A 13,949-nucleotide genomic window follows, 5' to 3' on the forward strand; every position below is an offset into this window, starting at 1 on the left:
CGATGATAGGCGATTTCTCCACCGGGAATGGTGAACAGAAAAAGAATGATTATGTTCTTGAATTATTGCTGTCCGGTAAAAAAATATGATTTCGGTCTAAATGCTTAAATTACAAGGCTCTGCGATAAAACACAGGTCGTATAGGTAACGATTTAGAAATGAGCGAAGTGCACTGATACACAATATTTTGAATAGCCAAAGAACGCTCACTATTTCACTTGCAAAGATAACTCTTTGCGAGTAGAAAAGAGCATTTTTCTATTTTTCCTCTTGTAAGTAAAAGAAAAATGAAACTTTCTATGCTTGCATTGATTTTGCAAGCATAGAAGGTTACTCATTCTTATAAGTAAGAAGTTTAAAAAGGAAAGATTTCACATTCGGTACAACCCTAACCAACCATTTTGGGAAACGTGACTTCCTGCGTCATTTCGGCTAGCTTGAAGGTTATGTGTGTGAAAGAGTGGTTGGACCAACAGCTGTTACAGAAGCTACGAATATACCTCCTGTGAAATCTTTGCCTGTAGTTCTTTATTCAAATTAAACATTGTCCAGCGAGTGAAGATGTACTTTTGCTTTTTAGCAAAGCGCAATATCATTTGTTGAACTTTCATATCAGCAATGCCCATCAATGTAAGGAGTTTTAGCTTATATACATCATCCACAAAGGGACAAGTCATCATATCCGCCGTGAGAATCGTGAGCTCCGAATTGCGTTTACGCTCCACTTCCGCAACAAGCCGATACTTTTTCAGAATCTCATCTTTCAATGCTATCTTTTGCTCATTATAACACTTGTGGTTAGCATAGTAATACATCAATATGATGCATGCGAATAAGTTATACTGTAACTCACTTTTTTTAATAAATGACTGGATAACTTCAGGTGCGAATAGATATGCAGAACCTAACTCTTTGGCTAAAATTAACAGATAAAGACTTTCATGTAATGTGTAACGATGTGAATCTGTTGTAGCGAGTACCAAGGCTATTTCATCTTGAATCTTCTTAAAGATAACATCCTTACTTATTGTTTGGAATCTAACCTCAGGATTCGTTTTAAAACCACCATGCCGTTTTGCATAGATAACAATGGCATTCATTGTCTTCTGCAATTTCAATGTGGTGTTTACCTGCCTGTTGCTATTGAACACGAAGAACACCACATCAATCAGAGATACAAGAAAACTTGTAAGCTTCCTTTGTACTCCTTGTGCTAGAAGTTCAACCTCATCCTTATTAGTGTTCTCTTTAGACATCAAGCGTTCATACTTCTTGAATCCCATTTCATATCGATTGAGAAAAGCGTCAAGGTGTTGACTCATTCTCTCAAGCAGATAGTTTGCTATATCGCGATATTCTATTCCACATTCCCTAATTATTGCTTTTATTTGAGCATTTACCTTATTTGCAGGCAGGTATATATTGAATTTCTTATCTAGTATTTCTCTGTCTTTATCCGAATTCTCATCTTCGGTTTCATCTTCTTTCTCCACATCCAAATTAGATTCTACTTCTTCCCAGAGTGGAGTCGAGAATATATTGCTAAATAAATGTTCGATTCTCTGTTTGGCTATTGTAACCTTTGTTATAAAAGGTCTTTCAAACTCTTCAGTTTTGGACGGGCTAATCTGTAATTTGAATTCTTTCAGCCATTTTGTTAGACTTTCCATGAAGAGACTCCTGTCCTGTTCATCATTATAGAATAGGAAATAATCGTCAACATACCGATAACACTCATAGTTAGATTTCTGACAAAGTTTTTCTTTCAATAGTTCCTGCTCAACCTTTTGGTCTATATACTGAAGTATAATCTCTGCAAAGATTCGAGAGAACTCCGGACCTATAACAATACCATTAGTTTCACGAGCATTGACCGACTGCATTAGATTGTCAAATGCATCACCGAGCCATGAACCATGATAACCGGGCAAAACCTTCACCTTGTCTGCACCACCAGCAGTCGCCCAACTTATTGTGTGAGTGTAAATACTATCAAAACAGCTTTGAAGGTCAAACTTAATAAGATGCTTGAATTTCTTTTCAGCCCGCTGGTACCTATAGTCTTCGTAGAACTTGTATATATTCGAATACTTCTTGTAGCTGAAATAAGTTTTCAAGTTCTCATATTCATTAAAGAACAATTCGACTTTGTCGCTTTGATGTCCTAACAACTTTCGATGGAGTCTATCTCTATAATAAAAGTATTGTGCAACCTTGTGTGGCTTGCGAAGAGAGTATTTGCTCTGATTACAGAGATAGAGTATAGAATACTTATATTGTTCGTAAAAATCTACTACCTGCCACTGATTATATGGATGTATAATTGACAACGTTCTATTCTTGTTTGCCTTGTGAGCTATATTGAAATGATAAGGATAGAATAGAGCATTATTCTTGTGTTTCAAATCGCTTATAGGCTTACCTTGCTCATAACAACCAAAAAGCAATGCTGCAAAAGCAGATGCATCTTTCTCATTCAAGCGTTTAGATTGCTTCAAGGTGTTCCACGTGATATTATCAATTTTTGTTTTTCACCAACCCATAAATACTTGGCAAGAAATCGATACAAATATCGGTTTGAGAATATTATAGGGCACTCGTAGGGCAGAACGTCTGAAAAGATCACTCGCTCTTTACTGTAGCTTAGTTTTATCTTTTTTCTACGTTTCATACCCATGATGATTTAATTGTTCGAAGTCTTTGCTTCTTTACTTTGTAACGCTTGTGGGGATAATCAAATCCCTTTGCGAAAGATAGTAAAGCAAGCTTTCTTTTCAGTCCATCCTCTATTATAGCCCTATCTGCAATTGTAATAGATGCCTTTGAAGAAAGATTCAGCCTACCTATGTTGCGACTCAATTGTCCATCCAAGTATGATAGATTTCTTTTATTATCCAGTAGTTGATTGGAATAAAAGATACCAACTTTAACCCCTTTCTTTGCGTTGTACAGATTTATATTGCAGGTCAACACATGAAGTGCATCAAACAAATAGTGTGCTGCAACATCGAAACCTACGACATCAATCATATTATCAAAAGTAGTGAACGACTTATCTATTCTTTTTGTAATCTTTTCCAACTTATCTTGGGAGAGTGAGAATACTAGCCTATCCCTATTTTTATTGTCGATATGGATATTATATCCTAATAGATTGAAGTCTAAATCTACAGCTTTAGCCGAATCATATTTATAGCATTTCCCCGAGCCATCTGATGGCGTGTGTATTGTCAACCCCTTTTGATAATAAATTTCCTTAAGCTCTTCGATGTACCAATCTATTGATTTATGGAATTCATCTCTGATATCAGGATGAATAACAAGTACCATGTCGTCCACATATCTGCCAAGAAATAAAACACTAGGCAAAGATCTCTTTATCACCTCATCTATCTTGGACAAATAGAATTCGGATAGTAGCGAACTGATAGCACAACCTCGTGGAATACCGGTTTGAGGAGTCCGTACAAGTGGGCGCAAATTCTTGGCTTCAAACTCCTTACGTATGAGTCCGCGCAAGAGCGATTTACTCTTTATGTCAAGCAGATTGTTCCCCTCCAAATACTCAAACAATTTATCATGCGGAATCGACTCGAAGCAGTGACACACATCCGTTCGGATTATATAGTACCTGCTCTTATCCTCTCTCAACAACATCTTTAGCTGAGAAAGTATCTCGTCGCGACTTGACATGGATATATTAAACAGCTTTTTCACATTTCTACAAAGAACTTGCATTGCGAAAAACTCTTCAGCTGTAGCTCCAATAGAATAAACTGGCTTCTGCGAATCTTCTGACGCATCTGACGTAAGGGTGAAACGAAAACTACTTGATAAAATACTTGAAGATACTTTATTAAGATGCTCTTGAAGCAAGACTTTCTGTTGCTGAGCATTCTCCTTCATCGATTGCTTCAAGTGGTCAAAACGGCTCGCTTCTTCCTCGGTACGCTCTGCCATTTTCTTCCGCAATATCTCATTTAGTTCCTTTCTCATCTTACGATATTCTTGAGCCGTAGCCAAATATTCAGGTGAAAGATACCTTTTCTGCATCTTTCCCTTCCTATTCACTGCATTGAACGCGTCATTCAGCGAATCGTAGTTATATGAGAAACGATATTGAGACATCTCTTAGAGTTTATCTATTCATCCGTTATTCAATTACTTTACTCACCTTCCTCTGAAATCCATAGGTAGTTGTAAAGAGATGGGAATTAAGTAAATTACCCAATGACAAAGAGTCTATGCTTGATGCCAGGCTTGTTTTTGCAACAGTCTTTATAGAATAGTGCTGAACCACATGGACAAAATTCATCATCATTATATGCTTTTTGTTTTGGCATATAAGATATTGTAACCTTGTAATCCCAATTCTGAAATGGAGTTATCCACAACTTCATCAGCTTCTGTATCCCACTGTAATTATAATGATCGATTTGTTCACCCTTTTCATTTGTTGTGAAAAGTACAGTATATTTATGTTCAGGGTTCGATACTATATCAACACCTTTTAACTCACAATCTGTGATTATCTTGCAACACATTTCTCCATTGTAAACTTTTCCTATCTTGTGTTCGCAATTATGTCTTAGTAATAGCTTTTGACCACAAATACTACATTTCGCTTGTTTGACTACTATCACAGTACTGGTAAACAACCTATATGGGTATAGCTGTTGTAATTTCTGAATATGCTGCCTTATACCTTCCACGAGCTTTTTGTCATCAGGAAAATTCTTTAGAAGGAATTTAATTGCAATCTCTGTTTGTTCTGCCTGACACCAAGCCTTGAAATACTCACCATTACGCAGCAGTTGGAATATTTCCTTGTATTCAGAAAATATGGAAATACGCTTTTGGATTCTCCATAACATATTGGAAACTTGACAATTTCCTCGAAGCTGTTGTATCTTCTTTTCTTTTTCTACAACAGACAGTTCTTGCTTATAATTAATGACTTTCGAAGTCAGAAAAGCAAAATCATATTTATTCAGTTCAATGCTCATCCCAGATTTTTTTTATTTCTTCTGCTGCTACAGTGAACTCTTTAGCCTCACCCTTAAATTTGAACGTCATTGATTTCCGCTGCTGGAGTGAATCTATAACTTCCATCTCGAATTCCACCTCAGTGGGAGCCACAAATTCAACTACTTCATCTGTATCAAAATCATTACGCGTATTTTCATAAATGTACGCACCGAGAACACTGATAAAAAGAGGTAGAGCTAAATCTTTGACGATGATTTTACCTAGTCGCATCACATGCGAATTGAGCTCTATTTCTTCATACTTATCATCGTCGACCAATATCTCAATTTTCAAATTATTCTCCTGACAGAACTGGAATAATTCATCTGTACGCTGAGGGAAAGCGTACGGTGCGTCATTATATCCCAAAGGTACTATCAATATATCAGCAGTCAGTGCTGATGCAGATATTGAATCGCCAAGACCAATGTCAGATATCAGTTTGGCAATGTCAGTGTATCTATCAATATGAGTCAGTTGCATATTTGATTATAATTATTTCTAATAAAAATTAAACTTAGGATTAAGAACCTGAAAACTAGTCCAAAGAACGCTCACTATTTCAGTTGCAAAGGTAACACTTTGCGTGGAAAAGTGAGCGTTCTTTTGTGTTTTTCTTCTTTGCCGATGAAAGAAAAAGTGATTACAGCCGTTGTGAGCGGTTACGGATAATAAGCTGTTTCCATTTCAGTTCGCACCAATCGGTAATGGGAAGTCCGTTGATAGTGAGGAGCGGTCGCTTCTTCTCGTCCTTGGCGATGCGGATTTCACTGTCTTCTTCTGTGAACTCTCTCTTGTACAGCCCCGAATAGGCTTTAGCCGTTCCTTGCTGGGGAGCTTCCGTGCGATACATCTCCGCTATCCTGTCATCAGAGAAATTCATCTTTCGCAGCATCAGACGAATATTCAGCAGTTGATAGAAGCCATTGAAGAAGCGTTTTATCCAATTCCGCTCTTCCTCGTAAACTTGCATTGTCTCTTTCAATTCGGCAATAGTTCTGTCCCTTCCCCTAACCGTATCCTGCAAAAGAATAACCTCCTTGCGGATTTCGGCTTTCTCCTTTTCTGAAAGGAACTTCTGTCGCTCCATCTCCCTTTCCAACTCTTCAATACGCTTCTCCGCCTTGTCAAGTTCCGTATTGCCAAAGAGCGAGTATAGAGTACCCTTTACCTGAAGTTTGCCTGCCTGCTTCTCCAATTCCCTTACTTTTTCAATAAGTTCGGCTTCTTCGGCTTGCCTCTGTTCCGTCTCCTTGAGTATCAGCTTGTAATACTCCATATTGGAGCGGTGCTTGGCTTCCGAGCCGTACATACCTCTCTCCAACCCGAAAGGCCTCATCTGTTCTGCGTATGTGGTTTGGTACTCCTCCAATTTCTTCGGGGTAAGCACATCATCGGCACAGAGCCGTACCTTGTCTTTCTTTGTCTTGTACTTCCGCTTGCCGTTTTCGGCTTTGGTCTTGGCTTTTCGTCTTTCTCCTTGTACGATGGGTACTATCGTAGCATGGATATGCGGTGTTTCCTCGTCTGCGTGCAGTGTGGCAGCCACCACGTTTTCCTTACCAAAGGTGGTGTAAAGCCACTGCATCGTGCTGCCGCACCACTCTCCCAAACGCCCCTCGCTTTCAAGTCGGAGCATATCCTCGTGCGAGCCAGAAAGGATAAAGCGTAAAGCCTTGACTTGGTTGTCTGCCACCTTTCGATAAATGTTTGCCGTGGCAATGCGGTGTTCTATGGCTTCCGTGCGGTTGGTGACACCTGCGGGGAATTGCACCAACTCACGGTTGAGGTGCGTGCGGGTGGCATCGACGTTGTTCGGCACGAATGTACGCTCGATGTGGGCGGTTATTGCCGAGTCGTTGCTCCGAGCCTTGTCTATGTATAATACTGCGTAGCCCATAAGTTGAATATTGCTTTAAGGGGTATCCAAAGGGGCGGAGACCCTTGGCTCAGGAGGGCTTTTTCAGCGGTAACGGAGTGGAGCGTGAAGAAAATGCCCTAATAAGCTATGGCATTTCTTCTAAATGCCGCTCCGCCCTGTCCGAAGTCTGCCTTTACGGCAATTGCATTCCCCGAATGCGCAGAGGGCTTTGTTTCTAAGTTTCTTTTGAGGAAACTTGCAGTTGGGAAAACTGCCATCGCTCTCGAAACAAAGCCATCTGTCTGCTTTTGTTCTCTTTTAGTCCCTAAGGATACCCGATTGATATTTGGTTTTGATTGCACTCTTTTGCCTTATCTGCGAAATCCCCGTTTGACAACCGATTGAGGTTTCTTCTGTTTCTGTTCCATCGCTTTCTGACGTGAAACGTGGTACTCGTTAAGGTCTTTATATTCGCCGTAATGTCGGCTCATATCCTCTACGTTCATTCCTGCCGATTGAAAAACCAGTAAAGCTTGCCGTCCTGCTTCATCGTTGTCAAGAAACGCACGAACGTAGGCAATATGATGTTCACGGAGATATGCAACGGCTCTATGAATATTGCTTACGGAGTTCAGCACAAGGCAGGGGACTAATTCTTTTCCTTTCATAGTAAGATAGGAAAGGAAGTCCATAAAGCCCTCGAAGATGCAGTGAGAGGCGTTGTTCGTTTCTCCTGCAATCACGGATATATCCTTTGGAGCGATTGTTCCCTTAAACGTCTTGTCGTCCCGGAGTTCATACCCTCCTGCACGGTTGGAAAATCCTATGGCGGTGTAAGTTCTTCCTCCCACTTCGTAGCATACGGAACGCAGATAGGGTTTGGTAAGCAAAAGGTCAATCTTGCGTTCCTCCTGCAAATAGCGTTGCAGGTGTGGGGGCAACTCCTCGCTGATGCCGAGAATGTGCCTTGTGCTCGGGGATAGTGCAGCGACTTCTTCCTTTGGAGGAGTTGCACTATGAAAGGAAAGGTTGGTCCCTGCCAAAAGACTCATGGCTTTGTGAGCATCGCACCCTTGCAACAGCATCACGAGGTCTATGATGCTGCCACCTTTGCCCAAGCCGAAATCGTACCAGAGGTTGCGTGCAAAATCCACTTTCATACTGGCATTATGGTCTTCCCGATAAGGTGCGTTGTAAAGGGCATAACTGCCGTATTTCCTGACGGGCTGTATGCCACAGCCATGAAGATAGTCCGCTATGGGTATGTTCTTGATGTTTTGTAAATTGTAATATTCGTTGTTCATTGTTGTTATCGTTGGATTTGGATTGTTCGATATTTTATTGTTCGCTCTGTTTTCTCTTTTGGGAATTTCCCCTTTTTATCTTACTACCCTTCGACACTCGGATAAGTGATTGACAGTGAAAGAGAAAAGTGTAACACTTCTTTCGGTTCTATCTTTCTATACCTTTCCTCATTCATACTATCGTAGAAGCGTAGAAAGATGGTAGTAAGCTGTGTCGCAAGACGAATATCCCTTGCAATCCTTTTCCTTTCACTGTATTATCCTTGTTTGTAGTAATGTAGTAAGGAGAATAGGAAAGAAAAAAATAGGTTATAACAGAATGCTATGGTGGCTGCTCGGGGAAAATCTTGCGAACGGCATACACATATACGGGATTTCCATTTACCCTGCGGCATTCTCTCGAATAGCCTGCCTTTCGCAGGGCTTCGCCCATCCGTTTGGGTGAGAGCTGCTGTCTGGTATAGACAGAGAGATAGCCAACAATTTCCGAATTGGTCATATAGAAACGCTTGATGGCTTTTTCCGCTTCCGTGGGAAAGGTGAAGTAGCGGAGCAACAGTTCCATTTCTGCCGTATAGACTTGGAAAGCCTCGCTGTTTCGGTGCAGTTCGGCAATCTCCTCATCATTGAACCAATAGCGAAATCCGTCTTTCAGCAATGCTTTGGCTTCGCCATACACGGCATCCATCGGGATTGTCTTGGCTCGGTCTATATCTATTGCCAACACCTCAAAGGGAAGGAAGCGCCTGCTCCCTGTCGGGTCGGTGAGGAAGTCGTTACCATTGACCGAAGCCACGAAACTTGCCAAGTGCGGTCGCTCAACTATATGCTTCTCGTAAGGCATACGATACTTCACCTGTGGGCAGGTAATCAGGTTCTTTAGTTCATTCTCATCCCGTTTGTTGAGGGCTTTGAGTTGGTCGTCAATGTTGATGATGAGGTTCTGCCCGATAAGGCTCAGCACGTCCTTTTCCTGCGGATATATCTTTCCCGTATATTGATAGTCTGACAGTGCTGGTGGGCAGAGCAGGTCAAGAAATGTGGTTTTGAATTTCCCTTGCTCACCTGTCAGTACAAGGCAGGTGTGGTTACGGCACTGCCTGTCGTCCATCGCATTGGCGACCACTGCCACCAGCCACTTGGTGAGGTATTCCCTCCATTTCTCTGGATTGGCTACGCTCACGCAGTCTGCAAGGGCGGTAATTGCTCCCTTCTTGGCTTCTTCCATTATCGGTAAGCTGTGGAAATAAGCCTACACAGGGTTGATGCGTGGGGAGAAATCGCTTTCGATGATGCTGTATAGATTTTCTGGCGAGGTCTGTACATTGATTTCCTTGTCCAAGGCTCTTTTGAGGGTATTGATGCGGTAGCGGTCTATTGCCGCATAGTCCCCGGTTTCTCGCGGACGGTACTCTGCACGGTTTAACACGGTGTTGTAACGGAACTCGTACCGAGCCGAAAGGAACTCCTCTATTTGAGTATTCCTTGAAGTGTTGTCGTTGTTTTCTCTTTTCATTGTGCGGATTGCTTTCTATTACTTGGTTTTGATGTTTGGCACGTTTTCGAATGCCAAAGCCAAGTTAGACAGCCTTTCTCGCAGAGCCAAAGGTTGCGGTGTTCTTGCATCAGAGTACATCACTTTTCTCTGCTACAACACAACGAGAAAGCCCCTTTTTACTCAACAACAGAGAAAAACAGACAAAATAAGTGTGCGGATTGCACGGTGGAAAATTATGCGGTCTGCAACTGTTTGCAGAGTTTTGCACTTTCTGTAAGAAACAAATGTCTTTTCGGGCGGTGCAGGAGGATTTGAAAAGGAATAATAATGGAGGTGTGGAGTGCGGATTTCCTGCCGTTTCCCTCTTCTTCCCTGCTTATCCCTACCTCTTCGGGAATCGAAATACACTGCTTACTTTTGCGTCAGAAATCAATAATTACGCAAATAAAACAACAACGAAAAAAATGAAATTTACAGCTATTGACACCTCCGCTTGGGAGGAACTGAAAGAGAGCATCGTGGAGCTGACCGACTGCTTTAACGAGCATTTTGCCCCACCTGCCGAACTGCCCGACCTGTTGCACAACGGGGACGTGTACCGAATACTGAACATCAGTAAGCGGACACTCCAGCACTATCGAGACACCTCCGTGTTGCCCTTCATCCAAATCGGGCATAAATGCTATTACAAACGTGAGGACGTTGAGAAACTCCTTGCCAAATCTGACCTTCATAAATAAAACGCACTATGGAATATGAAACCATCAGCAAAGAAACACCCGAAATGAAACAGCTCATTTCGGGCATCAGAAACCTCACAAAGCGTGTGCGGGCAACGGCACAGACACACCGCCCCCTATTCGGGGGAGAACTCTATCTCACAGAGAGAGAAGTATGCGAGAGGCTCTTCCTCTCTCCCCGCACTTTGCAGGACTATCGGGACAAAGGCATTTTCCCATACACGCAGATTGCAGAGAAGGTACTTTACCGACTGTCTGACCTGCAGCACATATTGCAGGAAAACTACATCAAGCGGAGTACTCTATAATTTATTAATGAACATAAATATGAGTATTAATGAAAATACCGACTAATTTTAGGTATTGAACTAAAAACCAGTCGGTATTTTATAAGTATATAGAGATTTCTTAAGTTACAAATTCAAGAGTTTTACCTTCTGTGTGTTAAATTCCTCATCTGTGAGAATACCATCAGCTTTCAACTGAGCTAATTTGGCTAGTTCATCTGCTATTCCAGACTTTGGAGAAGATGGAACTTGTGCAACTTGCTGTACTATTGGATTTCCTGATTGTTTTGCTCTGTCAATAATAACAAACAGTAAATCCTTTGCACAATTTGCATTCTTCTGATAATTCTCATACAATATATTATCATTGGCGTTTTTAGTTTTTAGGATGCGATTAGAATCATTGAAATTCAAAACTAGACTTGTCCTTTGAGTATCACGAAGAAGTATCTTAATCTGCATGGTCTTAATTTCCATGTTCTTCTTTGAAGTGCCAGACAAGCCACCAACAACAGCTCCTGCACCACCAATTAATGCACCACCAACAATGGCACCTCCAACAGTGCGCATTGCTGATTTAGAGTAGAGTTTAGTCCCATTCTCCTCATAGCTTACTTCTATAATGTCTGAATAATTGAATAGTTCATATGAAGATGGAGTCACAATTACAAGAACATTAAAGAAGTCGTCCATAACAAAATGATAGTTTCCAATCCCTTTATCATGCACATACGATTTATTACCTGTCTTCCTTGGAAGGCTTGAACCATTTACATAGTTAAATAAGGATGAAATTTTTCCTTTTCTAACGATTGCCATCAATCCATGAGTTTCATCAACTAATGTATAAATTAATTCTTTTGTAGGAGAAGGGCTAATAGCTGTTGTTATTGCATTACATACAATCTTTGGCGCAATATCACTTTTAGGAACAATATCTTTGTGCTTGTCTTCGGTAGCTATATCTCTCACACAAAAAATAGGAGTCATTCCCTCATATGTACCAGTAAGTAATTTGCGATTTTTGCTATCATAGATACAGAAATAGGGATCATTCTGACGACAAAGCTCTTTTCCTCCAAATTCAAAGTCATCGACAAACTGCTTGTTAATTCCTTCTGTCATGACTCTCATTATCATGACTTGCTTTTTTGATGCATCAAAGTAAAACTTACAACGATCATTCCCAAAATTAACAGAACGATCAAAGTCCTTGTTTTCTGTTTCGTCTTTTTCAATCATTTCAAGCCGTTTTTTCTTGTTATTCGACTGCACAATTGATTGGATTATCACACCAACTACTACACATAAGAAGGCTCCGCCAGCAAGCCAAAGGAAGATTTTGATGTCATCACCATCAAAAGATCCACCAGCAAGTACTGCAAATAATAGCAATACACTTGATGATAGTAAAGTTTTAGCTTTCATACGTTATTATTTTAGGATAAACTTTAATGTCAAAAATAGGAGTATCGCACCAAAGTAACACGACAAATCTAATGTATCATAAACACCAGAAACAATATCAAATGCCTGCAATATCTCAGACGCTATTGCAATTATAGGCAATAAATAAAGAAAAAAAATATAAGAATACCTTCTCTCTATCCCATATTGTATCAATTAAGAACATATAAGAGAATAACCACAAACCATCAGGAAGACTGTTTTTCACCCAATCAAATACAGAATACTCAGTTCCAGTATTCCTGATGTGTTGAATTAGCTCCATAATTTGCAGTTCATCAAAGCATGTAAACATCAGTAGGGAATCTTGCCTAAACAAGATGTAAATCATACAACCGACACTCAATAATGCAAATGAAAGAATAATACGAAATACCCTTGTGTTCAAGAAATTCGCCATAATGGCATTATGACTACTTATCTTAAATCCTCTTCAAACCAAGCTGAAAAATCCGTCTGGTTCTTCATCTCTTCTTTCAATGCTTCTCTTATCTTGTACATATAGCAACTATAAGATTGGATTTGACCATGCAAATTTACATAATATTATTATCAATCTTGAATGAATTCTCTTTTATTTGCTCTCGTTTCCACATTTTTCTATCAGCCTATCCATATCCTTTGAAATCTTATTATCCGTGATTTGAGCATAAATCTGTGTACTCGCAATGGACGCATGTCCCATCATCTTGGCAATACTCTCAATCGGTATGCCTGCTTCCAATGTCAGCGCACCGAAAGAATGGCGATCGACATGAAAGGAAAGGGATTGGCGAATGCCACAAGCCAGACCAATAGTCTTGAGGTGCATGCCTATCTGTATTCTACTCATCGATGTTGCAAAGATGGGGCTATCCTCTTTCCTGTCTTTCAGTGGGTAAAGCGAGAGTATTTGCTCGGCTATCGGGTGCAGGGGCGTAATGCTCTCGACATCGGTCTTCTTTCTGTACTGCCGGATATAACGTATCCCTGTATTGTTCGTTTCAATATCACAGTACCGCAACTTGCTCACATCAGCAAAAGCCTGACCTGTAAATACCGAGAAAAGAAACAACCTCCGCACAAATTCCGCCTGTTCATTTTGCAAGGGCATAGCCAACAGACAGGCTATATCCGTCTTACTCAAACAGCGAATTTTTCGCTCCACCCGCTCATACTTAGCATCCTCAAAAGGATTATACCGAATGGTTTGCTGGCTCACAGCCCTATACATCAACCGACTTAACCAAAAGAGATTTTGTTTTGTTGAGGACAAAGCATAACCTTTTCTTTTGAAGTGGATGCGATAATCATCGAAAAACTCCATAGTAAGAGTTGTCAGAGGAATATCTGCTACGCCTTTACTTTCTACAAAACTTTCCAACTGCCTGTGATAGCTACGACAGCTTTGGTAAGTGCCTGAAGCCTTTGTGGATTGAACGATTGACAGTTTCTCTCGGCTAAGGGCAAGCAATGTGGTGGGATTTGATCCGACACCTTGCAAGTGGTTTTTAAGCAACTCGGCACTCACAGCACCGAATTGCAGGAGCAACGTATTATACCCCTGCTCTATCTTCTCACGAAACGAATGCAAGCGTTGGTTCTGCTGCTTGTCGTTGGTCTCTTGTCGCTTTACGCTCCAATCGTCGGGCGATGTGTTTTCTCCTGTGGACATCACGACTTTTGAGCCATCTATCGTAATGCGGCAAAGGATTGCTGTTGTACCATCCGCTTTCAGTTTATTGCGATTGATGTAGAATAAAATGTTGAATGTACTGCGCATAA

General features: G+C 40.8%; 10 protein-coding genes and 1 pseudogene. 2 read left to right on the forward strand and 9 right to left on the reverse strand.

The window, feature by feature from the left end; genetic code table 11:
• Nucleotides 1-488: 488 nt before the first annotated feature.
• The 7 genes and pseudogenes from drt3b to HMPREF9141_RS07640 form a co-directional block, all read right to left on the reverse strand.
• Nucleotides 489-2,480, reverse strand: a complete 1,992-nt coding sequence (gene drt3b / locus HMPREF9141_RS07610) for an antiviral reverse transcriptase Drt3b (RefSeq protein WP_257009586.1) — start codon at nt 2,478-2,480, stop codon at nt 489-491.
• A 187-nt stretch (nt 2,481-2,667) separates the two neighbouring features.
• Nucleotides 2,668-4,128 (reverse strand): antiviral reverse transcriptase Drt3a, encoded by a 1,461-nt coding sequence (gene drt3a / locus HMPREF9141_RS07615; RefSeq protein ID WP_007368066.1) that lies wholly within the window; start codon nt 4,126-4,128, stop codon nt 2,668-2,670.
• Between the two features lie 95 nt (nt 4,129-4,223).
• On the reverse strand, nt 4,224-5,006 hold the full coding sequence (locus HMPREF9141_RS07620) for a hypothetical protein (protein ID WP_007368067.1): 783 nt from the start codon (nt 5,004-5,006) through the stop codon (nt 4,224-4,226).
• A complete protein-coding gene (locus tag HMPREF9141_RS07625; protein WP_007368068.1) occupies nt 4,996-5,511 on the reverse strand; it encodes a hypothetical protein in 516 nt (171 codons plus the stop codon). Before HMPREF9141_RS07625 ends, HMPREF9141_RS07620 begins: the two co-directional genes overlap by 11 nt.
• A gap of 160 nt (nt 5,512-5,671) precedes the next feature.
• Complete coding sequence (mobV, locus tag HMPREF9141_RS07630) at nt 5,672-6,928, reverse strand: MobV family relaxase (protein WP_007368069.1); 1,257 nt, start codon at nt 6,926-6,928, stop codon at nt 5,672-5,674.
• A gap of 332 nt (nt 6,929-7,260) precedes the next feature.
• Nucleotides 7,261-8,193 (reverse strand): toprim domain-containing protein, encoded by a 933-nt coding sequence (locus HMPREF9141_RS07635; RefSeq protein WP_007368071.1) that lies wholly within the window; start codon nt 8,191-8,193, stop codon nt 7,261-7,263.
• Nucleotides 8,194-8,515: 322 nt separating this feature from the next.
• Nucleotides 8,516-9,709, reverse strand: a pseudogene (locus HMPREF9141_RS07640) (VapE domain-containing protein).
• A 446-nt stretch (nt 9,710-10,155) separates the two neighbouring features.
• Here HMPREF9141_RS07640 and HMPREF9141_RS07645 point away from each other — a divergent pair.
• Both HMPREF9141_RS07645 and HMPREF9141_RS07650 read left to right on the forward strand, forming a co-directional pair.
• Nucleotides 10,156-10,431, forward strand: coding sequence for a helix-turn-helix domain-containing protein (locus HMPREF9141_RS07645; protein WP_040554966.1), 276 nt, complete (start codon nt 10,156-10,158; stop codon nt 10,429-10,431).
• Nucleotides 10,432-10,439: 8 nt separating this feature from the next.
• Nucleotides 10,440-10,739, forward strand: coding sequence for a helix-turn-helix domain-containing protein (locus HMPREF9141_RS07650; protein ID WP_007368075.1), 300 nt, complete (start codon nt 10,440-10,442; stop codon nt 10,737-10,739).
• 105 nt (nt 10,740-10,844) lie between these two features.
• Here HMPREF9141_RS07650 and HMPREF9141_RS07655 read toward each other — a convergent pair whose 3' ends face one another.
• Nucleotides 10,845-12,146, reverse strand: coding sequence for an SHOCT domain-containing protein (locus HMPREF9141_RS07655; RefSeq protein ID WP_007368076.1), 1,302 nt, complete (start codon nt 12,144-12,146; stop codon nt 10,845-10,847).
• 613 nt (nt 12,147-12,759) lie between these two features.
• Entirely contained in the window at nt 12,760-13,947 is a 1,188-nt protein-coding gene (locus tag HMPREF9141_RS07665; protein WP_007368078.1) for a site-specific integrase, read from the reverse strand.
• Between the last annotated feature and the right edge of the window lie 2 nt (nt 13,948-13,949).

The sequence above is a fragment of the Prevotella multiformis DSM 16608 genome (genome assembly GCF_000191065.1).
Taxonomy (GTDB): Bacteria; Bacteroidota; Bacteroidia; order Bacteroidales; family Bacteroidaceae; genus Prevotella; species Prevotella multiformis.